The following is a 23,690-nucleotide window of genomic DNA, read 5'->3' on the forward strand; positions in this document are numbered from 1 at the left end:
TCTTCCCATCTCAGCTTTCGGTCAGCAATGCCGAAGCCACATTGATATATTTGCGGCCGGCTGCCTGGGCATCGGCGACCGCCTTGTTCAAGTCTGCACCGGCTTTGCGGACCGACGCCAGCTTGATCAGCATGGGCAGGTTCATGCCGGCGATTACTTCCACCTTGGCGCGGTCCATGATGGAGATGGCCAGGTTCGACGGGGTGCCGCCGAACATGTCGGTCAGCACCACCACCCCGTCACCGGTGTCACAGGCGGCGACGCTGGCCAGGATGTCGTTGCGCCGCTGTTCCATATCATCTTCCGGGCCAATGCAGACGGCGCGTACCTGCGCCTGCTGCCCCACGACATGTTCCAGGGCGGCGATAAATTCCTCGGCCAGACGGCCGTGGGTGACAAGGACCAAGCCGATCATCTGCTTTCCCTTGGGGATTCGCCGGCAGCCAGACCGATATCGGTGGCCGCCGTCTGGGTGAGGGGGGCGGCTGGCGCCGCCTCCTTGCGGACGAGATCGCGGTGCGCCTCGCCAACCTTGTAGCCCCGCTCTTTCAGCCATTCGGCGAGCGTATGGGCAATGAAGACCGACCGGTGCTTGCCACCGGTACAGCCGATGGCAATGGTCAGGTAATGTTTGCCTTCGCGCACATAGCGCGGCAACAGCGGTTCCAGCAGCCGGGTCAGGTTCTGGAAGAAATCCACATAATCCGGATCATGCGCCACATAATCGGCTACTGGCCTGTCCAGCCCGGAAAGCGGGCGCAGGCGCGGGTCCCAATGCGGATTGTCCAGAAAGCGCACATCGAAGACCAGATCCGATTCGCGTGGCACGCCCTGGCGATAGGAGAAGCTGGTGACGAAAATCTTCAGCGCCGGCCCCTCATCCAGATGGAACAGGCCAGCCAGATGACGGCGCGTGTCGTGGATGGAGAAATAGGTGGTATCCACCACCTCATCCGCCGCGTCGCGCAAAGGCTGCATCACCACCCGTTCATGGGCGATGCCATCCAGCACCGGCCGATCCAGTGCCATCGGGTGCGGGCGCCGCGTCTCCGTATAGCGGCGCTGCAGCGCATCGGCATGGGCATCCATGAACAGCAGCCGCACCCGCAGGTCTGGCCGCTGACGCAGGGCGGCGATCTGGTCCAACAGGGTATGGGCGTTGAAATCACGGGTGCGGCTGTCAATGCCGATGACCAGCGGGCGGTCATGGCTCTGGCTCACCAGCGGTTCCAGCAGGGAGAGGCGGAGATTATCCACCGCCTCATATCCCAGATCCTCCAGGCATTTCATGGCGGTGGACAGGCCGCTGCCCGACATGCCGGTGGCCACCACCACCGGCAGCGGGGCATCGGCGTTGAAGCTGTGCCCTTGCGCCTGCTCCGTCATTGTCGCACCCCCGTGGCATGGCAGGCCATGGCCCAGGCCGGTTCCCCCGGCACCAGCGGGCCAGCGGCCGCCAGCGTGCGCATGGCCAGCCGCAGGGCGGCGGGGGCAGAGGCATGGAAGGGGGCCAGCGACAGGCAGGGCAGGCGGACGCCATGCAGCATGGCATGGCGGGGCAGCGGCAGCCGCTGAACCTGATCCGCCGGGACCAGATCAACCAGCAACCTTATTGGTGCAAGGGACATATGCGGCACGGCCAGAACCCCCAGCCCCCGCACCTCCAGCAGGCCCGCCAGTGCTGGCGGGGCGGCGGCCAGCAAGGCCGCATCCGCCCCATGCGTCAGATCAACGCGGTCATCGGCCACCAGCACCGCACCGGCATCCAGCAGCCGCAGGGCCAGATCGGATTTGCCGCAGCCCGACGGTCCGCGCAGCAGCAGACCGGCACCGTCGATCGCTACACAGCTTGCGTGAATCTGGATCATGGTCAGCGATAGATGGGTATAAAGGATGCCTGAGACAATAAGCTGTCCCGGCCCCGATCATCCAATCGCCATACCGGCTGATGCGCCATCGTTGCGTTCGCCCCGTACAATGGAATGATATTCTTATCAAAGCCGCCGCCCCGGGGCGAGCGTAATTGGAAACCTGGCCGCCCCGGGGCGATGCGGCCAGGGCAGGGAAGGCTCCCACAATCGTTGGCGTAAAAATGCTTGTCTCCGGTATAGAAAATACACCTCCCCCGACCGGATGGCTTGTCCCGTGCCTGATTTCATCACCCTCGACATTCTGGCCTTCCTGGTCGCAGCCGCCTTTACCGCCGGATTCATTGATGCCATTGCCGGCGGCGGCGGGTTGATCACCATCCCCGCCTTGCTGTCGGCCGGCATCTCCCCGGCGGCAGCGCTCGCTACCAATAAGTTACAGGGCAGTTTCGGCACGGCCATGGCCACCTTTACCTTCTGGCGGGCCGGCCAGATCGAGCTGAAGGCCATGGCTTTCCCGGTGGCCTGTGTGCTGGTGGGGGCGGCGGCGGGCACCGGGCTGGTGCAGCATGTCGGCGGCGGCTTCCTGATGGCGCTGATCCCGCTGCTGCTGGTGGCTATCGCGCTCTATTTCCTGCTCAGCCCGCGTGTGGGGGATATGGAGGCGCAAGCCCGCATCAGCCTGCGGGCTTTCAGCCTGACCGTGGGGCTGGCGGTTGGTTTCTATGATGGTTTCTTCGGGCCGGGCACCGGCAGCTTCTTCGCCCTGGGCTGTGTCGCCCTGCTGGGCATGAATATGCGCCGGGCCACGGCCAATACCAAATTGCTGAACTTCACCAGCAATATCGTCAGCCTTGCCGTCTTCGCGCTGGGGGGCCAGATACTCTGGCTGGTCGGGTTGTCCATGGCGGTGGGGCAGGCGGCGGGGGCTTTCCTGGGCTCCCACGCCGCCCTGCGATTCGGCGCCCGGCTGGTGCGGCCCCTGCTGGTCATCGTCTGCCTGGGCATGACGGTGCGGCTGGTGGCCAACCCGGACCACCCGCTTCATGCTTGGTTGCGGCAGTTGTTCTGACCCGGTTTTACCGCTGGTATAATTCGTGAGGCCCCATGCTGGATTTGACCGACAGCCAGATCGAACGCTATGCCCGCCACATCATGCTGCCCCAGGTGGGCGGGGTGGGGCAGGCCCGCCTGCTCTCCTCCTCCGTGCTGGTGGTGGGGGCGGGGGGCTTAGGCGCGCCCTTGCTGCTCTATCTGGCGGCCGCCGGGGTCGGGCGAATCGGCATTGTTGATGATGATGCGGTCGATCTCTCCAACCTGCAGCGGCAGGTGATCCACGATACGGCCGGCATAGGTGTGCCAAAGGTGGAGAGTGCTGCCGCCCGCATCCGCGCCATCAACCCCGATGTGGTGGTGGAACCGCACCGGCTGCGGCTGAATGCTGGCAATGTGCTGGATTTGATCGGGCGCTATGATCTGGTGGCCGATGGGACGGATAATTTCGCCACCCGGTTCCTGCTGAACGATGCCTGCCATCTGGCCGGGCGCACGCTGGTCAGTGCTGCCATGCTGCGATTCGAAGGGCAGCTCTCGACCTTCAAGTCCCACCAGGGCCATGCCCATCCCTGCTATCGCTGCATTTTCCGCGATCCGCCGCCGCCGGGCACGGTGCCCACCTGCTCAGAAGGTGGCGTGCTGGGGGCGCTGGCCGGCAGCCTGGGCAGCCTGCAGGCGGTGGAGGTGCTGAAGGAATTGCTGGGTATCGGCGACAGCCTGTCCGGTCGGCTCTTGCTTTATTCAGCGCTGGAAACCAGTTTCCGTACCATCAAGGTGCGGCGCGACCCGGAATGCCCCACCTGTGGTGACCATCCGGTCTATTGCGATCTTTCGCACCATCCCTCCCCGAAATGAGGCTTTCCCCATGCCCCAAGGTTCGCAAGGTCTGGCGCTGATCGTTCAGGCCGGCGGTTATGACCGTGTGCATTATGCCCTGGTGCTGGCCAGTGCGGCGGCGGCCACCGGGCGACCAGTGACGCTGTTCTTCACCGGCCGTGCCTTGCCGGCGCTGTTGGATGGGAAGGGCTGGCGGCGACTGGATTTCTCCGACGATGGCACCAGCCCGGAGGCACGCGACGCCACGCTGGCCCATCGCGGCGTGGCCACGATAGAGGAGTTGCTCACCGCCTGCGCCGAACTGGGCGTGCGTTTCCTGGCCTGTGAGATGGGTTGGCGGGCACTGGGCCTAAGGGATGTCACCATCCGCCCAGACCTGTCGGTGGAAACAGCGGGGGTGGTCACCCTGCTGGGATCGGTGCCTGCCGATCACCACCTGATCTATGTGTGACCTCTTCCTGCCCTGCTTGCCGCACATTTCGCCCCTTTGGCCAAAGCCCTTTTCCCGTCTCGATTCGCGCGATAGGGTCGCGGCCTGTTTTGCCGCTTCAAGGAACGGGTTTGGGTGATGGCGAAGGATATAGAGACGGCCGCAGTAACGATTGTGCCGCCCAATGGGCCGCTGGTGGGGCGTGTGGCGCCGCCGGGGTCGAAATCCATCACCAACCGGGCCTTGCTGCTGGCGGCCTTGGCCCGTGGCACCAGCCGCCTGACCGGCGCGCTGAAAAGCGACGACACCAAGCATATGGCCAATGCCCTGCGCCAGATGGGTATCGGGGTGGAAGAACCGGACGAGACGACCTTCATCGTCACCAGCCCCGGCCATCTGACGGCCCCGCAGGGGCCGCTGTTTCTGGGTAATGCCGGCACGGCCACCCGCTTCCTGACCGCCGCTGTCGCCAGTGTGGATGGCACCGTGGTGGTGGATGGGGATGAGCATATGCGCAAGCGCCCCATCGGCCCGCTGGTCACGGCGCTGCGGGCCCTGTCGGTTGATCTGGAGGCGCCCAGCGGCTGCCCGCCCGTCACCGTGCGCGGCAAGGGCGCTTTGCCGCCGGGCCGGGTGGAGATTGATGCCGGCCTGTCCAGCCAATATGTCAGCGCCATCCTGATGGCGGCCGCCTGCAGCAGCGGCCCGGTGGAGATTGTGCTGAAGGGCAGCGAGATCGGCGCGCGCGGCTATATCGACCTGACGGTGGCGGCCATGCGGGCCTTTGGCGCCAGCGTGGAACAGCCCGATGCCGCCACCTGGCGGGTACAGCCCACCGGATATCGCGCCGCCGATTATGTGATCGAGCCCGATGCCTCGGCGGCAACATATCTCTGGGCGGCGGAAGCGCTGACCGGCGGGCGAATCGATCTCGGTGTGCCGGCCGATGCCTTCACCCAGCCCGATGCCAAGGCCCAGGCGATCATCGCCCAGTTCCCCGATATGCCGTCTGTCATCGATGGCTCGCAGATGCAGGATGCCATCCCGACGCTGGCCGTGCTGGCCGCCTTCAACAACAATCCCGTGCGGTTCGTCGGCATCGCCAATCTGCGCGTCAAGGAATGCGACCGGGTGCGCGCACTATCCACTGAGCTGACGCGAATCCGTCCGGGTCTGGCCTGGGAGGAGGGGGATGACCTGATCGTCGCCGCCGACCCGTCCCTGGCCGGCCAGACGCTGGCCACGGAAATCCACACCTATGCCGACCATCGCATTGCCATGTGCTTTGCGCTGGCCGGGCTGAAGCTGCATGGCATCACCATTCTGGACCCGGCCTGCGTCGGCAAGACCTATCCGGGCTATTGGCGTGCCCTGGCGTCGCTGGGGGTGACGTTGGTGGACCGCAATGCCTGAATTACCCGAGGTTGAAACCGTCCGCCGGGGCCTGGCGCTGAAGCTGGAGGGCAGGGTGCTGGTGCGGGTGGACCAGCACCGGCCCGACCTGCGCTTCCCCCTGCCGGCGGATTTCGCCGCCCGGCTGACGGGGCGGCGGGTGCTGTCACTGGACCGGCGGGCAAAATATATCCTGATCCGCGTGGATGGCGGGCTGGTCTGGATGATCCATCTGGGCATGTCCGGCAGCATGGTGGTGAAGCCCGGCCCCGCCGGGGCCCCCGCCGCGCATGACCATCTGGTGTTCCATACCGATGATGGCTGGGTCGTCACCTATAATGACGTGCGCCGATTCGGCTTCATGGACCTGTTCGACGAATCCGGGCTGGACAGCCACCCGATGCTGGCCGCACTGGGGCCGGAACCGCTGGGCAATGGCTTCCATGGGGCCGCCCTGTCGGAACGACTGGCCGGCCGCCGCACGCCGATCAAGGCGGCCCTGCTGGATCAGAGCGTGGTGGCGGGCCTGGGCAATATCTATGTCTGCGAGGCCCTGTTCCGCGCCGGCATCGCCCCCACCCGGCTGGCCGACAGCGTGGCCGGGGCCGATTCCGAACGGCTGGTGCCGATCATCCGCGATGTGCTGGGGGAGGCGATTGCCGCCGGCGGCTCCACCTTGCGCGATTTCGTGCAGTCTGATGGGGAGCTGGGCTATTTCCAGCATAATTTCCGTGTCTATGGCCGGGAGGATGAGGCGTGCGTGACCTGCGGCCAGGATGGCGCGCCGGAAGGCCGCATCCGCCGCATCGTGCAATCCGGCCGTTCCACCTTCTTCTGCCCCCGCTGCCAGCGATAGGACGGGCAGGGGGCTGGAATCATGATTGAATCGTCGCTTCACCGGGACTCAGCGGCGTTCAATCATGCGCGACACAACATCTGTCTTATGCACAGGCATGACTTGCATCTGCTTTGCCGGTTGCAGTAGGGTGCCTCCCGAACATTACCGGGGATTCGGTAACGGCAACCGCCAGTCAAGCAAGTTTGGCATGGGCGGCCTGTCTTCACCCGCTTGACGGGTTGCCTGACCCCCTGTATAAGCGCCGCTTCCTACGGCACATCCAAGTTCCGCGTGAAGGTTTTCCATGGCCAATCATAAGTCCGCTGAGAAGCGCATCCGTCAGACCGCCCGCCGGACTGAAATCAACCGCGCCCGCGTCAGCCGCATCCGTACCTTCCTGAAGAAGGTTGAGACCGCTATCGCGACCGGCGACAAGTCCGCCGCCGCTGAGGCTTTCAAGTCCGCTCAGCCGGAGCTGATGCGCGGCGCGACGAAGGGCGTTCTGCACAAGAACACCGTTTCCCGGAAGCTGTCCCGTCTGTCCAGCCGCATCAAGGCGCTGGGCTGATCGGCTGTTGCCGTAGCGTAACCCGCGCGGTGGTTTCACCGCGCGGCTTGTGCTGTCTGCATATCGCGTTATCGGACAGGGTTGCGCTTGGCTTTAGCTGAATTCGTGGTTGATCGCCTTGGGCTTTCGCGCACGAATTTTGCTTTTTTGCCCGTTCTCTTTTCAGTCCCGTTGCGGCTTGTCCGCCGCACCTCTAGCATCGTGAACGCGTTAATCAACGCGACAATGGATGCGGTGCGGATGGGGGTGGAGAACTTCCGGCCGCAAAATGTCGGGGGCAACGCGATAATGAACGATACCTATTCGTTCAGAGTCCGGCTAACCGGACCATTGCCAAATACTTGACATGCCACCTGTCCGAAAGAGGTAACCCTGATGGGTTCCTTGGTTGGAAGGTCGTGTTTTTATGCCAGGGCGGCATTGAACATTGGCGCGGAATATCTTCAGACTGTTGGTCTGAAACTTCCCGCCGACGTCAATCACCTTCTGGCACGTTGTCGCTATTCTTTTGCGCATTGGGGCTGTGTTCCCTTGGTGCGAGAGACTGCTTTTGTCACGTTGCTCCCGCTTCATATCGGGTGCAGGGTGAAGGGAAGGCGGCGCTCAGGGGAATGGCGGCCCGGTTCCGGCCGGGGCAATGGTTGGGATCGCGTTGGGGGACATGACGGTATCGGGCCTGATGGGGCGGTGCCGCATGGGCATATGGGCTTGGGTGGGAGCATTGGTCGGATGTCGGTGCAGAGTTCGCTGGATCAACAGTGGGCACGGGTGCGGGGCCGCCTGAAGGATGAGGTCGGTGAGACCGCCTATCGCAGCTGGCTGAAGCCGCTGACGGTGGGAACCCTTGATGGCGGCCAGATCCGTATTCTGGTCCCGACGCGCTTCATGCGCGACTGGATCCGCACCCATTATGCCGACCGCATCCGCGCCCTCTGGTCGGGTGAGAATCCCGGTGTGCAATCGGTTGAAATCGTCGTCGCGGCCCCGACCCGGATAGAGCCGGCTGTCAATGACGCTGCCGCCGCCGCCCCGCTGGCCGACAGCGCCGAGGAGCCGGTGGCCGAACTGGTGATTGAACCGGTGCCGGCCAGTGTGGCCGGTGGTGATGAACGGGCCGACGAGATGTCGGCCCCGCTGGACCCCCGCTTCACGTTCGAGAATTTCGTCGTTGGCAAGCCGAACGAGCTGGCCTTCGCTGCCGCCCGCCGGGTGGCCGAATCGAACGCGGTGCCCTTCAATCCGCTGTTCCTCTATGGCGGCGTCGGTCTGGGTAAGACCCACCTGATGCACGCCATTGCCTGGGCGATTCGTAAAAAAGACCCGTCGCGCCGCGTGATCTATCTCTCGGCCGAAAAATTCATGTACCAGTTCATCCGCGCCCTGCGCTTCAAGGATACGATGGCATTCAAGGAGCAGTTCCGCTCCGTGGATGTGCTGATGATCGACGATGTGCAGTTCATCAGCGGCAAGGACAGTACGCAGGAAGAGTTTTTCCATACATTCAATGCCCTGGTGGACCAGAACCGCCAGGTCATCATCAGCGCCGACAAGAGCCCGTCGGACCTGGAGGGGATGGAAGAGCGTCTGCGTTCCCGCCTGGGCTGGGGGCTGGTGGCCGATATCCACCCCACCACCTATGAACTGCGCCTGGGCATTCTGCAGCAGAAGGCTGATCGGATCGGTGCGAAGATCCCGATCAAGGTGCTGGAATTCCTCGCCCACAAGATCACCAGCAATGTGCGCGAGCTGGAAGGCAGCCTGAACCGCATCGTCGCCCATGCCGAACTGGTGGGCCGCGCGATCACCCTGGAATCGGCGCAGGATGTGCTGCACGATCTGCTGCGCGCCAGCAATCGCCGGGTGACGATCGAAGAGATTCAGAAGAAGGTGGCGGAACATTTCAACATCCGCCTCGCTGATATGAGCAGCGCGCGCCGTGCGCGCGCCGTGGCCCGCCCGCGTCAGGTGGCCATGTATCTGGCCAAGCAACTGACCCAGCGCTCCCTGCCGGAAATCGGCCGCAAGTTCGGCGACCGCGACCACACCACCGTGATGCACGCCGTGCGCAAGGTGGATGAGCTTTGCGGCACCGACCCCGCCTTTGCGGAGGATGTGGAACTGCTGCGCCGTATGCTGGAAGGCTGAGGCACGTCGCATTTAAAAAAATGCCGCCCCAATCCGGGCGGCTTTTTTTATGCCCGGCCTTTGCGCGTCTGATACCAAGTTGCGATGAGCAGAACGCATCGCAACTTGGTACGGCGGCGACCGCCGCCGCGCGGCACGTGCCGCGTGAAGCCAAGCCGTTGGCATGTTGGCGCCGGCGATTGAGGGCCTTGATCAGAACCTATAGGTTCTGATCAAGGCAACTGAGTATGAGTGGGCAAAGCCTGAAAACGACAAAGCCCGCCAGAGGGCGGGCCTTGTTGAAAATCGTTGGAGCGGGTGAAGGGAATCGAACCCTCGTCGTAAGCTTGGGAAGCTTCTGCTCTACCATTGAGCTACACCCGCGCCGGGAGCCCCCTTATAGGGGCTTCCAAATGCATAATCAAGGCCCTAATCGCTATCGCCGCCCGATGTTTTTTCAGCGCGCCGCGCGCCGCGTGCGACGTCGGGACACCATGCTGGTGGCAGCAACATCGCTGTCGCCGGCCATTGCCGGGGCAGCCGGCAGCAGCATGGTGACGGCCGCGGCCTGACGGGCGGGCTTGGCCGAGCGGGCCTTGGCCGGCACCGCACGGCCAACCGTTCCGGTCACCCCGGACAGCGCGCCTTCCACCAGTTCCAGGCCCAGGAACCGGGCCGGATCAACCGGGCCGGGCAGGGACAGGCCCAGCACGCCATCACGCGCAAAACCGAACCGCACGTAATAGGGCGCATCGCCCACCAGGATGACGATCTTGTGCCCCTGTTCGGCCGCCTTGGCCAGGCTGTGCCGGATCATCTTGCCGCCCAGCCCCTCGCTGCGATGGGCTTCATCGATGGCGATGGGACCCAGCAGCAGGGCCGGCGTGTTGCCGCCCAGCATGATCGGCCAATAGCGGATCGTGCCGATCAGTTTTTCGTTGCCGTCGCTGTCCGTGTCGGTGGCGACGAAGCAGAGATCGGGCACTGGGGCCACGCCCTTGCGCAACCGGTAAACTGTCTTGGTGTGCCGCTTCGGGCCGAAGCTGCTGTCGAGAAGCTGTTCGATGGCGCCGGCGTGGGACGGCAGCTCAAGCGTAATATTCATGCGATTGGGGTGTCCCGGCATAAGCAATAAAGGGGGCGATACAATGAAGCATCGGGCCGGGACCCCCCTGACGCGAAAAGCGCCATCAGGTCCCGTGCAGGAAGACCGGCCGGCCGTGAGGCTGGCACGTGTTCTTTCGTCGTCGCAGGGTGATGGGGCGCAACATTGCGCAGCTCTTCAGCAGTTGCATACTGGTCGCTATATGAGGCCATTGCCGCCGGCACGCAAGTGGCTATTTCATGACCAAAAGGGGCAGGGTGTGATGGGGGCCATGACCTGCGGGCTTGGTTCGGCCGCCGCACCGTCCTATAGTTGGCGGAAATGGCCGGCATCGGTCGGGCTGGGCCCGGCCAAGCCATGATAAAATTCAAGGGCTGGCCGGTGTTCCGTTCCGGTTCCGGCCCGCGGGAAGCCCCCGCCGCTGGGTTGGGAGAGTGATTTGTACGTTGAAACAACGCGCCATATCCGCGTGACGGTGGAGCCGGAATTCCTGGCCGACCAGTCGCAGCCAGCGGCCGGCCGCTATGTCTGGGCCTATCATATCCAGATCGAGAATACCGGGCCGGAGACGGTGCAGCTGCGTACCCGTCATTGGATCATCACCGACGCGCTGGGCCGCACGCAGGAGGTACGGGGGCCGGGTGTGGTGGGGGAATTTCCCCACCTGCCGCCGGGTGGGCGTTTCCGCTATTCCTCCGGCACGCCGCTGCCCACACCGTCGGGCATCATGCGCGGCTTTTACCAGATGGAGACGGCGGCAGGCGAATTGTTCGATGTGACGGTTCCCGCCTTCTCCCTGGACAGCACGCATCAGGAGCGGCGCTTGAACTAATTTATCGCGGTGGGTGGCAATTCCACGGTTCCGTGCAATTGGCCGCTTGAAACCCCGCGGTTTCCATCCAATTGGATATCAGCCTGGCAGGCTTACCCCCCCCTGCCGATCGTCAAAAACCTGAAAGGGAGCGCTGTCCCGTGGCCGTACCGAAGAACAAAACCGCCGGCAATGTCGTTCCCGGTCCCCTGCATGGCCGCCGTGCCGGCAGCAACCTGCCCAAGCCGACGCGGGCCGAGGCGGAAGAGGCGGTGCGCACCCTGATCCGCTGGGCCGGTGACGATCCGGAGCGGGAGGGGCTGCTGGGCACGCCCGACCGCGTGGTCCGCTCCTATGATGAGTTCTTTGCCGGCTATCAGGTGGACCCGGTCGACCTGTTGGCCCGCACCTTTGAGGAGACGGACGGCTATGATGAGATGGTGGTGCTGAAGGGCATCCGCATCGAAAGCTATTGCGAACATCATATGGTGCCGATCATCGGCAAGGCCCATATCGCCTATCTGCCGCGCAACCGCGTCGTCGGCATCTCCAAGCTGGCCCGCGTGGCAGAGGTCTATGCTAAGCGCCTGCAGATCCAGGAAAAAATGACCTCCCAGATCGCCAATACGATTGAGGAGGTACTGGAACCGCTGGGCGTGGCCGTGGTGATTGAAGCCACCCACCAGTGCATGACGACCCGGGGCATTCACAAGCCGGGTGTGACCATGGTGACCAGCCGGATGCTGGGCGCCTTCCGCGAGGATGAGAAGACCCGGCGGGAGTTCCTGGCCATGATCGGCAATCCCAGCTCTTCCATGGAAGGGTGAGGGTGGCAGCTTTCTCCATATAAATTAAAAGGCGGCGCCGGGTGACCGGGCCGCCTTTTCTGTAACCGCTCTTCCCTTATTGGATGATCACGACGGGGAACAGGTTGCTCTTGATCGCCGGTTCCATCTGGCGGTCCAGGTCGGCCGCCATTTCCTTCACCATGGCCAGCATGGTCTTGTCACGCTCCGCCAGGCTGACATCCTCGCGCACGCTGGTGGAGCGGGTGACGGTGGCGGAAACACTGCCGGAGAAGCCGCGGGCCGAGCCTTCCACGATGATGTCAACCTGAAGCCGGCCGTCATATTCCTCCGACTGGTCCTTGGTGAACCAGCCCTTGATGCCGGTGGTGCGGGGCAGTTCCTTTTCCCGGACAGAGGCGTCGCGGATCACCACCCGGGCGCGGCCCTGGCTGCCGCCCGCCTTCAGCCGCTGCGAGGCCCAGAGGCGCACCGCATCGGATGGCGTGATGGTGATCAAATGATCAACATTGGGTTCCTTCATCGGTGCGACATACTCGCTTTCCACCTCGATGCTGGCGACATCCAGCGTGATCGGGTCCTTCATGGAGAGATCCAGCGCGCCGCCCTGGGCCAGGGCGGGCAGGGCAGCAAAAGACAAACAGGTGGCGATGAAAAGACGTCGCAGCATTTTTTCCGTTCCTATGGTGACTTCCCTTGCGGGGGTTGGGGCAAATTTAAGATAATTTAGACGATATCTGTGGCTGTTCGATGGCCGGCATCCTGCTGCCGTGACGTTGTAACAGCAAGGCCCCGTTGCCAAGGAATGTTTTCCCCTTGCCCGCTGATCCGCAATGGCTTGCCCCTGCCCATCTGGCTGTGCCCACGCAAAGGCTGGCACTGCGTCACTGGCTTTCCCTGCGCCCGGCGGGACGGGATATGCCCGATGCGGGGCTGGTGGATTTGCTGGATTGGCCGGGGGATGCGCTGCCGCATCTCAGCCTGGTGCGCGGCCGGCCCGGGTTGGACCGGTTGCAGCTGGATTTCATCGGGAATATGGCGGCCCTGTTCAGCGGAGCCACCCAGGGCGGCCGCTATATGGATGAATTTTATCCGCTGGACCAGATGTCCATGGTCACCGGCTTTTTCACCCTGCCGGCAAGGGCGCGCGGGCCGGTGCTGGTGCATGATCAATTTGCCCTGCCGGCACAATCCGCCGGAACGGTGCGGGTGGAGCGGCTTTCTTTGCCCTTCCAGGGTGCGGATGGGACGGCCGGCCTGTTCATCACCTTGCATTATTTCAAATTACTGGATGGTACTCCGCCGCAACGTCTGCGGCTGATCGCCCCCGGTGTGCGCCTGCTGGCCCGGGAGGTCTGGCAGGTGCAGGTATAGGTGGGGGAGGTCAGCCCCGCCGCGCGCCGGGCAGCAGATGCCCCACCAGGAACAGGCCGGCGGCGGTGACGACGATGGCGGGGCCGCTGGGCAGATCGGCATAAAGCGAGGCGGCCAGCCCGCCCAGCACCGATGCCGCCCCGGCCAGGGCCGCCAGCACGGCCATCATTTCTGGGGAGCGGGCGAAGCGCCTCGCCGTGGCGGCGGGGATGATCAGCAGCGAGGTCACCAGCAGGATGCCGACAATCTTCATCGCCAGCGCGATGGTGGTTGCAATCAACAAGGTGAAGGCCAGCCTGATCCAGCGCACCGGCACCCCTTCCACCCTTGCCAGATCCTCATCCACCGTCAGGGCCAGCAGGCGACGCCAGATCAGCGCCAGCACGCCCAGCACCACGGCCCCGCCGGCCCAGATGGCGATCAGGTCGGTGGGCGTCACGGCCAATATATCGCCGAACAGATAGGCCAGCAGATCCACCCGCACCGTCTGCATCGCCGCCAGCGCGATCAGCCCCAGCGACAAGGTGGAATGGGAGACGATGCCCAGCAGCGTGTCGGACGCCAGCCGCCTTTGTTCCTGCAACAAGGTCAGCGCCACGGCAATGCAAAGGCAGACAGCAACGACGCCGATATTGAGATCGATTCCGGCCAGAAAGCCCAGCGCCACGCCCAGCAGGGCGGAATGGGCCAGCGTATCGCCGAAATAGGCCATGCGGCGCCAGACCACCAGACAGCCCAGAGGGCCGGCCAGCAGCGCCAGCCCGACACCGGCGGCCCCGGCGCGGATCAGGAAATCATCCATGCCGGTGGTCCCCCTGGTGATGGTGGTCATGCCCATGGTCATGATCGCAGGATGCGGCATGGTCGGCATGGGCCGTATGTTCCAGCCCCGCCGGCACCACACAGCCATCATCGGCATGGGCATGATCGTGGCTGTGCTGATAGACGGCCAGCGCCTCGGCATGGCGGCCGAACAGGGCGACATATTCGGGATGGCGCGACACATCCTCCGGCTTGCCATGGCAGCAGACATGCCGGTTCAGGCAAATCACCGTATCGGTGCGCGCCATCACCAGATGCAGATCATGGCTGACCAGCAGCACGCCACAGCCGCGCCGGTTGCGGATTGCGCCGATCAGCTCAAACAGTTCAATCTGGCCATGCACATCCACCGCCTGCACCGGTTCATCCAGCACCAACAAGTCGGGTTGGCGCAGCAGGGCGCGGGCCAGCAGCACGCGCTGTGCCTCCCCGCCGGACAGGGTCTGGATGGCGCGGTCGAACGTGTGGGTGGCCCCGACCTCTGCCAAGGTGGCGCGCATGGTGTCGGCATCCGCCTTGGACCAGAGCGCCAGAAACCGCCGCACCGTCAAGGGCAGGGTCGGGTCCACCGCCAGCCGTTGCGGCATATAGCCGATGCGCAGATTGGGGCTTTGGCGCACTGTCCCCTGGTCGGGCTTCACCAGCCCCAGCGCGGTTTTCACCAGCGTGGTCTTGCCGGCCCCGTTGGGGCCGATCAGGGTGACGATCTCGCCCGCCCGCACCGTCAGGGACACATTGTCCAGCACGGCGCGTTCCCCCCGGCGCACGGTCAGCGCATCGCATTGCAGCAGGATGGGCGGGGGAGACAAGGGCGCTACTCCGGTTGAACAGGCGGCAGGAACCGACCAGATGGGCCGACGCGTGCCGCAGGGGAAAGGGGGCAGGCGGGTGGCCGCCTTGCACCGGACGCAGGGTTTACGCCAATCCCCATGGCTTGACAAATGTTATAATATAACAACTTATGTGCTCTCCTTGTTGATGTCCGGTTATTCCCATGCTCACCCGCCGCTTTCTTCGCCTGCTGCCCGTTGCTGCCCTGTTCTGGGCCATGCCTGCCCTGGCGGCCCCGCCGCCGGATGTGGTGGTCAGTGTGAAGCCGCTGCACGCGCTGGTGGCCGGGGTGATGGAGGGGGTAGGGAATCCTTACCTGCTGGTGCGCGGGGCGGCCAGCCCGCATGATTTCACCCTGCGCCCCTCTGACGCCAAGGCGCTGAACGGGGCGGAACTGGTGGTCTGGGTCGGGCCGGCGCTGGAAACCTTCCTGGAAAAGCCGCTGGCGGCCTTGGGCGGTGGCGCGGTGAAACTGTCGCTGGCATCGGCAGATGGTGTGCGCGTGCTGCCCAGCCGGGCCGGCGGGGTGTGGGAGGCGCATGATCATTCCCACGCGCATGATGATCACCATGATCACGACCATGATCATGGTGCCAGCGGCACCGATGGCCATATCTGGCTGGACCCACGCAACGCGATCGCCATCACCCAGGCGGTGGCCGACAATCTGGCGAAGCTGGACCCGGAGCGGGCAACGACATACCGCGCCAATGCGCAAAAGCAGGTGGCTGCCATCGAAGCACTGGACCGCGAGTTGGCGGCCCAGCTGGCCCCGGTGAAGGACCGGCCCTTCATCGTTTTCCACGATGCCTATCATTATCTGGAAGATCGCTACGCCCTGGCCGCCGCCGGGGCCATCACGGTGACACCGGATCAGCGGCCGGGGGCCGCCCGCCTGTCGCAGCTGCGCCATGCCATTGCCGATGCCAAGGCCGTCTGCGTCTTCGCCGAACCGCAGTTTGAACCGGCACTGGTGAAGGTGCTGGTGGAAGGCTCCGCCGTGCGCACCGGCACGCTGGACCCGGAAGGGGCGAATATCCCCGAAGGGGCGGGCCTGTACCCGACCTTGATGCGCTTCAACGCCAAGGCACTGGTGGATTGCCTTTCCGGGGGCTGATCCGGCCCGCCCCCTGTGCTATGCCCTGATGCGGTTTTGCCATCAGATATGGGAATGGGCAGATGCGTATCGGGATCGTTGGCGGCGCGGGCCGCATGGGCCAGATGCTGATCCGCGAGGTGCTGGGCAGCAAAGGCGCCATCCTGGCCGGTGCCACGGAACGGCCGGGCAATCCGGCGCTGGGCCGCGATCTGGGCACGCTGGTGGGGCTGGAGCCGGCGGGCGTGGTGCTGACCGATGATGCCGCCGCCCTGTTCGCCGCCGCCGATGCGGTGATTGATTTCACTGCCCCCGCCGCCACGCTGGCCCATGCCGATCTGGCGGTGGCCCATAGCACGGCGCTGATTGTCGGCACCACCGGCCTTTCCGCCGATGACCATGCCAGGCTAGCACAGGCCGCGACCAAGACCCCTCTGGTGGTCTCGGCCAATTTCAGCTTAGGCGTTACCCTGCTGGCGGGATTGGTGCGCAAGGTGGCGGCCACACTGGGGCCGGATTGGGATATCGAGATTGTGGAGATGCACCACAAGCACAAGGTGGATGCCCCCAGCGGTACCGCCCTGGCCCTGGGCCGGGCAGCGGCGGATGGGCGCGGCGTTGATCTGGCCACCGTGAAGGATGCCGTACGCGACGGCCATACCGGGGCCCGCAAGCCGGGCGATATCGGTTTTGCCACCCTGCGCGGCGGCGATGTGGTGGGCGACCATACGGTGATGTTCGCCACAGAGGCCGAACGGCTGGAACTGTCCCACAAGGCCGGCAGCCGCGCCATCTTCGCCCGTGGGGCCGTGCGCGCCGCCCTCTGGGTGGCAGGCAAGCCGGCGGGGCTTTACAGCATGGATGATGTGCTGGGGCTGTAAACGGCTAGGCTTGACCATTTTCCGGCCATAGGATAGTTTTCCTTTGAAGCTGCCCGCCCCACATCTGTGGGGCGGGTTTTTTTGTTTCTGGAGAAAGCCGATGGAACTGGAGCTGAAGCGGGCCGTCGCCCGCAATGCTGATGCCGATCCCAATGATATTCTGAACCTGAAGCGGGTGCTGAACCGTCTGGGCCATTATCTGCCCGACGATCTGATCGGCATGACCCGCTTTGCCGAAACCCGCCTGTTTGAGGCAATTGAGGCGTTCCAGCGCCTGACCGGGCTGACCCCGACCGGGCAGGTCAAACCCGATGATGAGACGGTCCAGACCCTGCAGGAATATCTGGCCCGGACATCCGGCAATGATCGCTATATCTGGCGGACGGTACGGGATGACCGCGTCCGCCCCAGCCACGCGGCGCGGGAAGGCAAGCTGTTCCGCTGGAAAGCCTGGCCCGAACCGGGGGAGGAGGAACATTGCCGCTGCTGGGCGGAGTTGGTGGATGCGGTGACATCACGGGATGGGGTGGCGGCTGTGGGTGCCGTCGGGAAAACCGCCAAGGACGGTGAGCCGCATTGTTTCCAGGAGCCATGGCTGGATGAGGCGGTGGAAATGTTGGTGCGACATGAAAAGACAACCAGCTTTCCATATGGAGACTCTCTCGGGTTTATCACTGTGGGCGTTGGCGCGAACGTTAATCAATGGGACCGGTTCAAATCCCTGCCATGGCGGATGGACACTGAAGATGGGCGTTTTGCCACTCTCACAGAGGTAACGGATGGGTATGAGAAGTTAAGAAAATTTATCGATGACGCATGGGCGGAAGCTGAAAAAAATGGTAAGGACAAGATCAATTATCTTGCGCAAAAATATAGCAAAATTACCAAATTAGGATTGTCGAGTGCAGATTATAAGAAAATGTTCAAAGATAGTGTTCAGTAATTTGAAAAAGATCTCAGGAAAAAACTCTCTGGATTCTCCTGTTTCCCTACCCCGGCAAAAATCGTATTGATGGATATGATCTATAATATTGGTACTACCAAGTTCAATGCTGAAAATGGAAAAATCTATTTGCGGCAATTGCGATCAGAGACTGGGGAGCTGCCGCGCAGCAAAGCAACAGAAACGCGATTCCCGACGAACGCAATAAAGCTGTGCGCACCTATTTCGAAAAGGCAAAATTATTGGAAGAAGAAAAAAAGACAAAATCTTAATAAAGTGAAGGGCCACTGTGAAATTATCATCAATGGCCCTTATGGAAAAATTCTCCCAAAAATCACCTGTCGTGGAACTCTGTATCTATATATCCACATTTTGATTTCGGATTTTCTATAATGTAATATTTTTTCGTCTTTTATCAATTCATTCCACCCATCCTGAAGGCATTCTAATTTCTCGGTACTTGACATGTAAATGCGACCGATATGAGTTTTTATAAATCCAAGAGCATCTTTTTTGTGTAGGCGTTCCGAGTATAGCTGAAAAAACTGCTGCTCCTCTTCTCCATGGGGATGCCAACGGATCGTGCAATGGAAAGTCGCATAGCGCCGGTCCCCTTGGTCCCCTTGATCGAGCAATTGGCAATCGGCTTTGTCACCATTCTCCCAGGTCCAACCCGTCGCACTGATGGTAACACGTCCGCCAGCTTCCCCCGACTTACCGACGGGGAGCCAGACGCCGCAGAAGGAACGCTCGGCTAGTCCGCAGTCTTTGGGGGAATGGTTGGCGGCACTGGCGAGGCCTGACGGGATGGTTAGTGCTAAAAAATATAATAATAGGAAAGAGAAGGTCTTCATGTTGTCTCCGTATTTCATCTTTTATTGGTGAACTTTTGTTATCTCAGATAAAAATAAGAAAAAATTTCTCCACACCTTGAGGATGGCGTGAATTTTATTTCTTCTAAATTCTTGCTTTGAGCAAGCTCCTCCCATCCGTTCATGAGGCAGTCCAGCTTCTCCGTCGCTGACATATACATGCCACCGCGTTCCGCGTAGCGGGCGGGCATTTCCCCGGGTCGGAAGGGGGATTCTGAATAGAGGATGGCGAACTGCTGTTCTTTTTGCCCATCGGCTGCCCAGAGAATGGTGCAGTGAAAAGTCGCATAATGCCGCGCGCCCTGATCACCCTGGTCGAGCAACTGGCAATCGGCTCTGTCCCCATTCTCCCAGGTCCAGGCGGAGGCATTGATGGTCACCCGCCCCCCGGCTTCCTCCCGCTTGCCAGCAGGGGCCCAGACACCACAGAAAAAGCTGGTGGCCAACCCGCACGTCGGAGGAGGCGCCTCAGCAGGCGCGGGTGTGCTTGCGAGGGCAAAAATAATCAGATGGATAAATATGATTGAAATTAATATTTTCACGTTTAATACCCTATCTGAAGTATATCATTGTCGTAATGCCGCAGAATTTAGATTCTGGTTGTGTTGAAATTCTAACGCTATTATTCTTGATTAATTCAGCCCACCCAGAAAACAGGCAATCTAATTTATCAGCGATTGATATGTTCAGTCCGGTCATCGGGGTGGCAATCGCGGAGCCGGCAGGGCTTGCCGGCAGCGGATAAAGCAGGACGAATTCCTGTTCCACCATGCCGTCACCATCATAGCGGTAATTGCAGCGGAAAGCCGCGTAGGGCCGGCCGGCGCGTTCCCCTTCGTCCAGCAGCAGGCATTCTGCCCTGTCCTTATTTTCCCAGGTCCAGACACCATTTTCGATGGTCACGCGCCCTCCGGCTTCCGAACCTTTTCCAGATGGCCGCCAGACACCACAGAAATAGCTGTTGGCCAGCCCGCAGCCGGGCACCGGCGATTCCGTGGCGGTGGCGCGGGGTGACAGGCCGGCAGCAGCCAGAAGCCCAAGCCCGAAGAACAACAGAAGCCGCATGAATGATCCCTACTTCCCCCATATGGTGAAGCATCTTGCAGGCAGGATTTATCGGTTGCAATGGATTATTTTGATGCACCAAAAGCCCGGCGGATCGCTCCGCCGGGCTTTAAAGGGCTAGGCGAGCGCCGCCTTAGCCGAGGGTCAATACGTTACCGGTGACCGGTACATCAGTTAAGCGATGACTGGCGCCGTTGGCGTAGTAAGTAAAGCTTGCCTTGCCGGAAACGGCCGTCCCGTCGATTGTTGCCAATATTCCCAGTGCTGATACGAATGGAATGGGAAAGCTGGCTGACAAAGATACGCCGCTCAGAAACAAAGTCAGCGTGTTCGCAACCAAAACACCGTGGCCCTCAGGGAACATTGCTGGCGTGTTGATCGGCGGATTAACGGCCTGGGTCAAACGCGCGATGCCACTGGCGCTGTTCCCATCCAAGGTGAAGGTTCCCCGAATGGTCGGGGCGCCGTCAAAGCCAGTCGTAATCGTTAAATCATAAACGCTTTTGGTCATTTGAAAGCTCCATCTTGGGTTGTTGTACCCCCATTAATTGCTTTTACTTGATCATAATCACCTTATAAATTGAGATAAATTGTGAGAAAATCTCTCAACTCAAACCCGCAATATCAAGGCGTGATACACAAAAAAACCCGGCGGATCGCTCCGCCGGGCTCTTCCATCCCAAACACCGCCGGGTTGCCCCGGTGGTATCGGATCAAACTTACTCAGCCGCCGCCGGGGTGGCCAGGTTGCGCAGCACGTACTGCAGAATGCCGCCATTCTTGAAGTAGTCCACCTCGTCCAGCGTATCGATACGGCAGAGCAGGTTGACCACTTCCTTCGACCCGTCGGCGCGGGTGATGGTCAGCTTCAGGTCCATGCGGGGCTTCAAGCCGGCTTCCACGCCTTCGATGTCGAAGGTCTCCGACCCGTCCAGCTTCAGCGTCTTGCGGCTGACACCGGCGGGGTACTGGAGCGGCAGGATACCCATGCCGACCAGATTGGAGCGGTGGATACGCTCAAAGCTTTCGGCGATGACGGCGGAGACGCCCAGCAGACGGGTGCCCTTGGCGGCCCAGTCACGCGAGGAGCCGGTGCCGTATTCCTGACCGGCGAACACCACCAGCGGCGTGCCCTCGGCCTGGTACTTCATCGACGCATTATAGATCGGCATCACTTCGCCGGTCGGCACATACTTGGTCAGGCCGCCTTCGACGCCGTCCAGCATCTCGTTCTTGATGCGGATATTGGCGAAGGTGCCACGCATCATGACTTCATGGTTGCCACGGCGGGCGCCGTAGCTGTTGAAGTCGGCGACGGTGACATTGTGTTCCAGCAGATATTCACCGGCCGGGCTGGTCTTCTTGATGTTACCAGCCGGGGATATATGGTCGGTGGTGATGCTGTCACCCAGGATGGCCAGCGCGCGGGCACCCTTCACGTCGGACACGGAGCCCGGCGTCATGGTGATGCCGTCGAACAGCGGCGGACGCTTGGCGTAGGTCGACTTCTCGTCCCACTTATAGGTCATGCCTTCGACGGTCTTGATCTTCTGCCACTGCTCCGGCCCCAGGAACACGTTGGCATAGCGGCTGACGAACATTTCGCGCGTCAGGAACTGGGCGATCGTGTCCTCGATCTCCTTGTTCGACGGCCAGATGTCCTTCAGGAAGACGGGCTGGCCGTCCTTGCCGGTGCCGATCGGATCCTTGGAGATATCCAGGTGCAGCGTGCCGGCCAGCGCATAGGCCACCACCAGCGGCGGGGAGGCCAGATAGTTGGCGCGGACCTGCGGGGAAACGCGGCCTTCGAAATTGCGGTTGCCGGACAGCACCGACGCAACGGTCAGCTTGCCAGCGTCCACGGCGGCGGCAATCGGGTCCGGCAGCGGGCCGGAATTGCCGATGCAGGTGGTGCAGCCATAGCCGACCAGATTGAAGCCCAGCTTGTCCAGGTACGGGGACAGGCCAGCGGCGTTCAGATAGTCGGTCACGACCTGGGAGCCGGGCGCCAGGGAGGTCTTCACCCACGGCTTGGCGGTCAGGCCCAGTTCCACGGCCTTCTTCGCCACCAGACCGGCGGCGAACAGCACCGACGGGTTGGAGGTGTTGGTGCAGGACGTGATGGCGGCGATCACGACATGGCCATGATCCAGCTTGTAATCAGCACCGGCCACATCGGTCGGCTGGCTGATCGGGCGGCCGGCAACGTCGGTGGCCAGGAAGTCACCGAATTCCTTGGTCACGTTGGACAGCAGCACGCGGTCCTGCGGACGCTTCGGGCCGGCCAGCGACGGCTCCACCGAACCCAGGTCCAGTTCCAGCGTGTCGGTGAAGACCGGATCGGGCGTGGAGGCATCGCGCCACATGCCCTGGGCCTTGGCATAGGCCTCGACCAGCGCCACGCGGTCGGCGTCGCGGCCGGTGAAGTGCAGGAAGCGGATGGTCTCGGCGTCGATCGGGAAAATGCCGCAGGTGGCGCCATATTCCGGGGCCATGTTGGCAATCGTCGCACGGTCGGCCAGGGTCAGCGCGTCCAGGCCGGGGCCATAGAACTCGACGAACTTGCCCACCACCTTCTTCTTGCGCAGCATCTGGGTGACGGTCAGCACCAGATCGGTGGCCGTGGCGCCCTCACGCAGCTTGCCGGTCAGCTTGAAGCCAACAACTTCCGGGATCAGCATGGAGATGGGCTGGCCCAGCATGGCGGCCTCAGCCTCGATACCGCCCACACCCCAGCCCAGCACGGCCATGCCGTTGACCATGGTGGTGTGGCTGTCGGTGCCGACCAGCGTGTCGGGGTAAGCGACGGTGGCGCCGGTCTGGTCCGTATCGGTCCAGACGGTCTGGGCCAGATATTCCAGGTTCACCTGATGGCAGATGCCGGTGCCCGGCGGCACAACGCGGAAATTATTGAAGGCCTTCTGGCCCCAACGCAGGAACTCGTAACGCTCACCATTGCGCTGGAATTCCAGGTCCACATTCTCATCAAACGCCTTGGGCGTGCCGAAGGCGTCAACCATGACCGAGTGGTCGATAACCAGATCGACGGGGGTCAGCGGGTTGATCTTGGTCGGGTCGCCACCCAGCGCCACCATGGCTTCGCGCATCGCGGCCAGATCGCAGACGGCGGGCACGCCGGTGAAATCCTGCATCAGCACGCGGGCCGGGCGATAGGCGATCTCGCGGTCGGACCGCTTATCGACCAGCCACTGGGCGACGGCCTTGACGTCGTCCACGCTCACCGTGCGCCCGTCTTCGAAGCGCAGCAGGTTCTCCAGCAGCACCTTCATGGAGAAGGGCAGGCGCGACACGTCGCCCAGGCCGGCCTTCTCGGCTTCGGGAATGCTGAAATAATCAACAGACTTGCCGCCGGCAGTCAGGGTGCGGCGGACTTTCAGGCTGTCCTGGCCGGTGATCGTGGACATCGGGGGTGACTCCTCCATCGGGGTCGAAAGCGGCAGGCGACATGACTTCTTGCCCCGGCTCCAGCGTCCGGGGCCAAGGCCTGCCAGGGTGGCTTTTCGGAGCGTGGTTTAGCGCTTTTCGCGGTGCGGGGCAAACCCCTCTAGGGGGGATCAGACCCCCTTTTCACTCATATTCGATCAAGGTAGGGGCTTGTTGCGAAACGATCTTAACTAGGTGGGTCGGGAGAGGGGTATTGACGGGGCCTGTTACCGGACATGGGCGGGGCGGGCAGGGGGGCCAGGCAAAGACTCCAGCGGCCCCCTGGTTGGAATTGGCTGTTCTGCGCATTCTATCGCCCCTTTACGTGCGATCGTGTGTCTTCCTCTGAAAATGTCCTAAAGCGCCCATTTCATGGGGGAAGTGGTGTGCTTTGGGTGGGTTTTTTGAAATTATGTCTCTTTTGCCGGGACGCGGTTGACAGGGGGACTGTTTTCACAGAAACGTCACTCCCGTCCGCGCGAAATGCATCCGATGCATGGCAGCTACCATGCTGGTCGAAGGCGCGA

The 23,690-nt window shown here is 62.4% G+C and carries 25 protein-coding genes and 1 tRNA gene; 13 read left to right on the forward strand and 13 right to left on the reverse strand.

The window, feature by feature from the left end; translation table 11 throughout:
• Positions 1 to 10 precede the first annotated feature (10 nt).
• Genes PCJ49_RS18325 through PCJ49_RS18335 form a run of 3 tightly spaced genes read right to left on the reverse strand, consistent with a single transcriptional unit; the run spans position 11 to position 1,868 of the window.
• Positions 11 to 415, reverse strand: coding sequence for a PTS sugar transporter subunit IIA (locus PCJ49_RS18325; protein ID WP_269912213.1), 405 nt, complete (start codon positions 413 to 415; stop codon positions 11 to 13).
• Positions 412 to 1,386, reverse strand: coding sequence for an RNase adapter RapZ (rapZ, locus tag PCJ49_RS18330; RefSeq protein ID WP_269912214.1), 975 nt, complete (start codon positions 1,384 to 1,386; stop codon positions 412 to 414). The genes PCJ49_RS18325 and rapZ overlap by 4 nt, the downstream gene beginning before the upstream one ends.
• Positions 1,383 to 1,868 carry a hypothetical protein gene (locus PCJ49_RS18335; protein ID WP_269912215.1) on the reverse strand — a complete coding sequence of 162 codons (486 nt, stop codon included), beginning with the start codon at positions 1,866 to 1,868 and terminating at the stop codon, positions 1,383 to 1,385. The genes rapZ and PCJ49_RS18335 overlap by 4 nt, the downstream gene beginning before the upstream one ends.
• 277 nt (positions 1,869 to 2,145) lie before the next feature.
• Between PCJ49_RS18335 and PCJ49_RS18340 the strand changes: the two genes are divergently transcribed.
• From PCJ49_RS18340 to dnaA, 7 genes are all read left to right on the forward strand, one after another.
• Positions 2,146 to 2,940: a TSUP family transporter gene (locus tag PCJ49_RS18340; protein ID WP_269912216.1), complete on the forward strand. Its 795-nt coding sequence runs from the start codon at positions 2,146 to 2,148 to the stop codon at positions 2,938 to 2,940.
• A gap of 35 nt (positions 2,941 to 2,975) precedes the next feature.
• The gene (moeB, locus tag PCJ49_RS18345) at positions 2,976 to 3,779 is read left to right on the forward strand and encodes a molybdopterin-synthase adenylyltransferase MoeB (protein WP_269912217.1); all 804 of its coding nucleotides are present in this window, start codon (positions 2,976 to 2,978) and stop codon (positions 3,777 to 3,779) included.
• A gap of 10 nt (positions 3,780 to 3,789) precedes the next feature.
• Positions 3,790 to 4,212: a DsrE/DsrF/DrsH-like family protein gene (locus PCJ49_RS18350; protein WP_269912218.1), complete on the forward strand. Its 423-nt coding sequence runs from the start codon at positions 3,790 to 3,792 to the stop codon at positions 4,210 to 4,212.
• A 117-nt stretch (positions 4,213 to 4,329) separates the two neighbouring features.
• On the forward strand, positions 4,330 to 5,604 hold the full coding sequence (gene aroA / locus PCJ49_RS18355) for a 3-phosphoshikimate 1-carboxyvinyltransferase (protein WP_269912219.1): 1,275 nt from the start codon (positions 4,330 to 4,332) through the stop codon (positions 5,602 to 5,604).
• Positions 5,597 to 6,439 carry a bifunctional DNA-formamidopyrimidine glycosylase/DNA-(apurinic or apyrimidinic site) lyase gene (gene mutM / locus PCJ49_RS18360; RefSeq protein ID WP_269912220.1) on the forward strand — a complete coding sequence of 281 codons (843 nt, stop codon included), beginning with the start codon at positions 5,597 to 5,599 and terminating at the stop codon, positions 6,437 to 6,439. Before aroA ends, mutM begins: the two co-directional genes overlap by 8 nt.
• Before the next feature lie 286 nt (positions 6,440 to 6,725).
• Positions 6,726 to 6,989, forward strand: coding sequence for a 30S ribosomal protein S20 (rpsT, locus tag PCJ49_RS18365; RefSeq protein ID WP_269912221.1), 264 nt, complete (start codon positions 6,726 to 6,728; stop codon positions 6,987 to 6,989).
• A gap of 729 nt (positions 6,990 to 7,718) precedes the next feature.
• Positions 7,719 to 9,134 (forward strand): chromosomal replication initiator protein DnaA, encoded by a 1,416-nt coding sequence (dnaA, locus tag PCJ49_RS18370; protein WP_269912222.1) that lies wholly within the window; start codon positions 7,719 to 7,721, stop codon positions 9,132 to 9,134.
• Positions 9,135 to 9,423: 289 nt separating this feature from the next.
• Here dnaA and PCJ49_RS18375 read toward each other — a convergent pair.
• Together PCJ49_RS18375 and PCJ49_RS18380 are read right to left on the reverse strand one after the other, a co-directional pair.
• A tRNA-Gly gene (locus tag PCJ49_RS18375) sits at positions 9,424 to 9,497 on the reverse strand.
• A 73-nt stretch (positions 9,498 to 9,570) separates the two neighbouring features.
• Entirely contained in the window at positions 9,571 to 10,218 is a 648-nt protein-coding gene (locus PCJ49_RS18380) for an N-acetyltransferase (protein ID WP_269912223.1), read from the reverse strand.
• A 439-nt stretch (positions 10,219 to 10,657) separates the two neighbouring features.
• Between PCJ49_RS18380 and apaG the strand changes: the two genes are divergently transcribed.
• Complete coding sequence (gene apaG / locus PCJ49_RS18385; protein WP_269912224.1) at positions 10,658 to 11,050, forward strand: Co2+/Mg2+ efflux protein ApaG; 393 nt, start codon at positions 10,658 to 10,660, stop codon at positions 11,048 to 11,050.
• Positions 11,051 to 11,238: 188 nt separating this feature from the next.
• A complete protein-coding gene (gene folE, locus PCJ49_RS18390) occupies positions 11,239 to 11,856 on the forward strand; it encodes a GTP cyclohydrolase I FolE (protein WP_200819808.1) in 618 nt (205 codons plus the stop codon).
• Between the two features lie 76 nt (positions 11,857 to 11,932).
• On the opposite strand, the gene PCJ49_RS18395 is transcribed toward folE, so the two are convergent.
• On the reverse strand, positions 11,933 to 12,505 hold the full coding sequence (locus PCJ49_RS18395) for a hypothetical protein (protein ID WP_269912225.1): 573 nt from the start codon (positions 12,503 to 12,505) through the stop codon (positions 11,933 to 11,935).
• A gap of 146 nt (positions 12,506 to 12,651) precedes the next feature.
• On the opposite strand from PCJ49_RS18395, the gene PCJ49_RS18400 reads away from it, so the two are divergent.
• Complete coding sequence (locus PCJ49_RS18400; RefSeq protein WP_269912226.1) at positions 12,652 to 13,209, forward strand: hypothetical protein; 558 nt, start codon at positions 12,652 to 12,654, stop codon at positions 13,207 to 13,209.
• A 10-nt stretch (positions 13,210 to 13,219) separates the two neighbouring features.
• Here PCJ49_RS18400 and PCJ49_RS18405 read toward each other — a convergent pair whose 3' ends face one another.
• Together PCJ49_RS18405 and znuC are read right to left on the reverse strand one after the other, a co-directional pair.
• Entirely contained in the window at positions 13,220 to 14,011 is a 792-nt protein-coding gene (locus tag PCJ49_RS18405; protein ID WP_269912250.1) for an iron chelate uptake ABC transporter family permease subunit, read from the reverse strand.
• Positions 14,004 to 14,825, reverse strand: coding sequence for a zinc ABC transporter ATP-binding protein ZnuC (gene znuC / locus PCJ49_RS18410; RefSeq protein ID WP_211098326.1), 822 nt, complete (start codon positions 14,823 to 14,825; stop codon positions 14,004 to 14,006). The genes PCJ49_RS18405 and znuC overlap by 8 nt, the downstream gene beginning before the upstream one ends.
• Positions 14,826 to 15,025: 200 nt before the next feature.
• Here znuC and PCJ49_RS18415 point away from each other — a divergent pair, with 200 nt between their 5' ends.
• The 3 genes from PCJ49_RS18415 to PCJ49_RS18425 all read left to right on the forward strand — a co-directional run bounded on the left by PCJ49_RS18415 (position 15,026) and on the right by PCJ49_RS18425 (position 17,782).
• Complete coding sequence (locus PCJ49_RS18415) at positions 15,026 to 15,979, forward strand: zinc ABC transporter substrate-binding protein (RefSeq protein WP_269912227.1); 954 nt, start codon at positions 15,026 to 15,028, stop codon at positions 15,977 to 15,979.
• 62 nt (positions 15,980 to 16,041) lie between these two features.
• Complete coding sequence (dapB, locus tag PCJ49_RS18420; protein ID WP_269912228.1) at positions 16,042 to 16,839, forward strand: 4-hydroxy-tetrahydrodipicolinate reductase; 798 nt, start codon at positions 16,042 to 16,044, stop codon at positions 16,837 to 16,839.
• Between the two features lie 100 nt (positions 16,840 to 16,939).
• A complete protein-coding gene (locus PCJ49_RS18425; protein WP_269912229.1) occupies positions 16,940 to 17,782 on the forward strand; it encodes a phage minor head protein in 843 nt (280 codons plus the stop codon).
• Between the two features lie 311 nt (positions 17,783 to 18,093).
• Here PCJ49_RS18425 and PCJ49_RS18430 read toward each other — a convergent pair whose 3' ends face one another.
• The 5 genes from PCJ49_RS18430 to acnA form a co-directional block, all read right to left on the reverse strand.
• Positions 18,094 to 18,636 carry a hypothetical protein gene (locus PCJ49_RS18430; protein WP_269912230.1) on the reverse strand — a complete coding sequence of 181 codons (543 nt, stop codon included), beginning with the start codon at positions 18,634 to 18,636 and terminating at the stop codon, positions 18,094 to 18,096.
• Positions 18,637 to 18,674: 38 nt separating this feature from the next.
• A complete protein-coding gene (locus tag PCJ49_RS18435) occupies positions 18,675 to 19,196 on the reverse strand; it encodes a hypothetical protein (RefSeq protein WP_269912231.1) in 522 nt (173 codons plus the stop codon).
• A 10-nt stretch (positions 19,197 to 19,206) separates the two neighbouring features.
• Positions 19,207 to 19,719, reverse strand: a complete 513-nt coding sequence (locus PCJ49_RS18440) for a hypothetical protein (protein WP_269912232.1) — start codon at positions 19,717 to 19,719, stop codon at positions 19,207 to 19,209.
• 133 nt (positions 19,720 to 19,852) lie between these two features.
• Positions 19,853 to 20,230: a DUF1842 domain-containing protein gene (locus PCJ49_RS18445; RefSeq protein WP_089286227.1), complete on the reverse strand. Its 378-nt coding sequence runs from the start codon at positions 20,228 to 20,230 to the stop codon at positions 19,853 to 19,855.
• A 208-nt stretch (positions 20,231 to 20,438) separates the two neighbouring features.
• Positions 20,439 to 23,144 (reverse strand): aconitate hydratase AcnA, encoded by a 2,706-nt coding sequence (gene acnA / locus PCJ49_RS18450; protein ID WP_269912233.1) that lies wholly within the window; start codon positions 23,142 to 23,144, stop codon positions 20,439 to 20,441.
• Positions 23,145 to 23,690 lie beyond the last annotated feature (546 nt).

The organism is Niveispirillum sp. BGYR6, from assembly GCF_027568365.1.
Classification (GTDB): Bacteria; Pseudomonadota; Alphaproteobacteria; order Azospirillales; family Azospirillaceae; genus Niveispirillum.

Coding starts and splice junctions, on each gene's coding strand:
- PCJ49_RS18405 (WP_269912250.1), bottom strand. CDS start 14,011: ATGGATGATTTCCTGATCCGCGCCGGGGCCGCCGGTGTCGGGCTGGCG.
- PCJ49_RS18425 (WP_269912229.1), top strand. CDS start 16,940: ATGGAACTGGAGCTGAAGCGGGCCGTCGCCCGCAATGCTGATGCCGAT.
- PCJ49_RS18380 (WP_269912223.1), bottom strand. CDS start 10,218: ATGAATATTACGCTTGAGCTGCCGTCCCACGCCGGCGCCATCGAACAG.
- dnaA (WP_269912222.1), top strand. CDS start 7,719: ATGTCGGTGCAGAGTTCGCTGGATCAACAGTGGGCACGGGTGCGGGGC.
- PCJ49_RS18445 (WP_089286227.1), bottom strand. CDS start 20,230: ATGACCAAAAGCGTTTATGATTTAACGATTACGACTGGCTTTGACGGC.
- PCJ49_RS18395 (WP_269912225.1), bottom strand. CDS start 12,505: ATGCTGCGACGTCTTTTCATCGCCACCTGTTTGTCTTTTGCTGCCCTG.
- rapZ (WP_269912214.1), bottom strand. CDS start 1,386: ATGACGGAGCAGGCGCAAGGGCACAGCTTCAACGCCGATGCCCCGCTG.
- aroA (WP_269912219.1), top strand. CDS start 4,330: ATGGCGAAGGATATAGAGACGGCCGCAGTAACGATTGTGCCGCCCAAT.
- moeB (WP_269912217.1), top strand. CDS start 2,976: ATGCTGGATTTGACCGACAGCCAGATCGAACGCTATGCCCGCCACATC.
- rpsT (WP_269912221.1), top strand. CDS start 6,726: ATGGCCAATCATAAGTCCGCTGAGAAGCGCATCCGTCAGACCGCCCGC.
- PCJ49_RS18335 (WP_269912215.1), bottom strand. CDS start 1,868: ATGATCCAGATTCACGCAAGCTGTGTAGCGATCGACGGTGCCGGTCTG.
- PCJ49_RS18325 (WP_269912213.1), bottom strand. CDS start 415: ATGATCGGCTTGGTCCTTGTCACCCACGGCCGTCTGGCCGAGGAATTT.
- PCJ49_RS18415 (WP_269912227.1), top strand. CDS start 15,026: ATGCTCACCCGCCGCTTTCTTCGCCTGCTGCCCGTTGCTGCCCTGTTC.
- PCJ49_RS18440 (WP_269912232.1), bottom strand. CDS start 19,719: ATGCGGCTTCTGTTGTTCTTCGGGCTTGGGCTTCTGGCTGCTGCCGGC.
- dapB (WP_269912228.1), top strand. CDS start 16,042: ATGCGTATCGGGATCGTTGGCGGCGCGGGCCGCATGGGCCAGATGCTG.
- PCJ49_RS18350 (WP_269912218.1), top strand. CDS start 3,790: ATGCCCCAAGGTTCGCAAGGTCTGGCGCTGATCGTTCAGGCCGGCGGT.
- mutM (WP_269912220.1), top strand. CDS start 5,597: ATGCCTGAATTACCCGAGGTTGAAACCGTCCGCCGGGGCCTGGCGCTG.
- PCJ49_RS18430 (WP_269912230.1), bottom strand. CDS start 18,636: ATGAAGACCTTCTCTTTCCTATTATTATATTTTTTAGCACTAACCATC.
- acnA (WP_269912233.1), bottom strand. CDS start 23,144: ATGTCCACGATCACCGGCCAGGACAGCCTGAAAGTCCGCCGCACCCTG.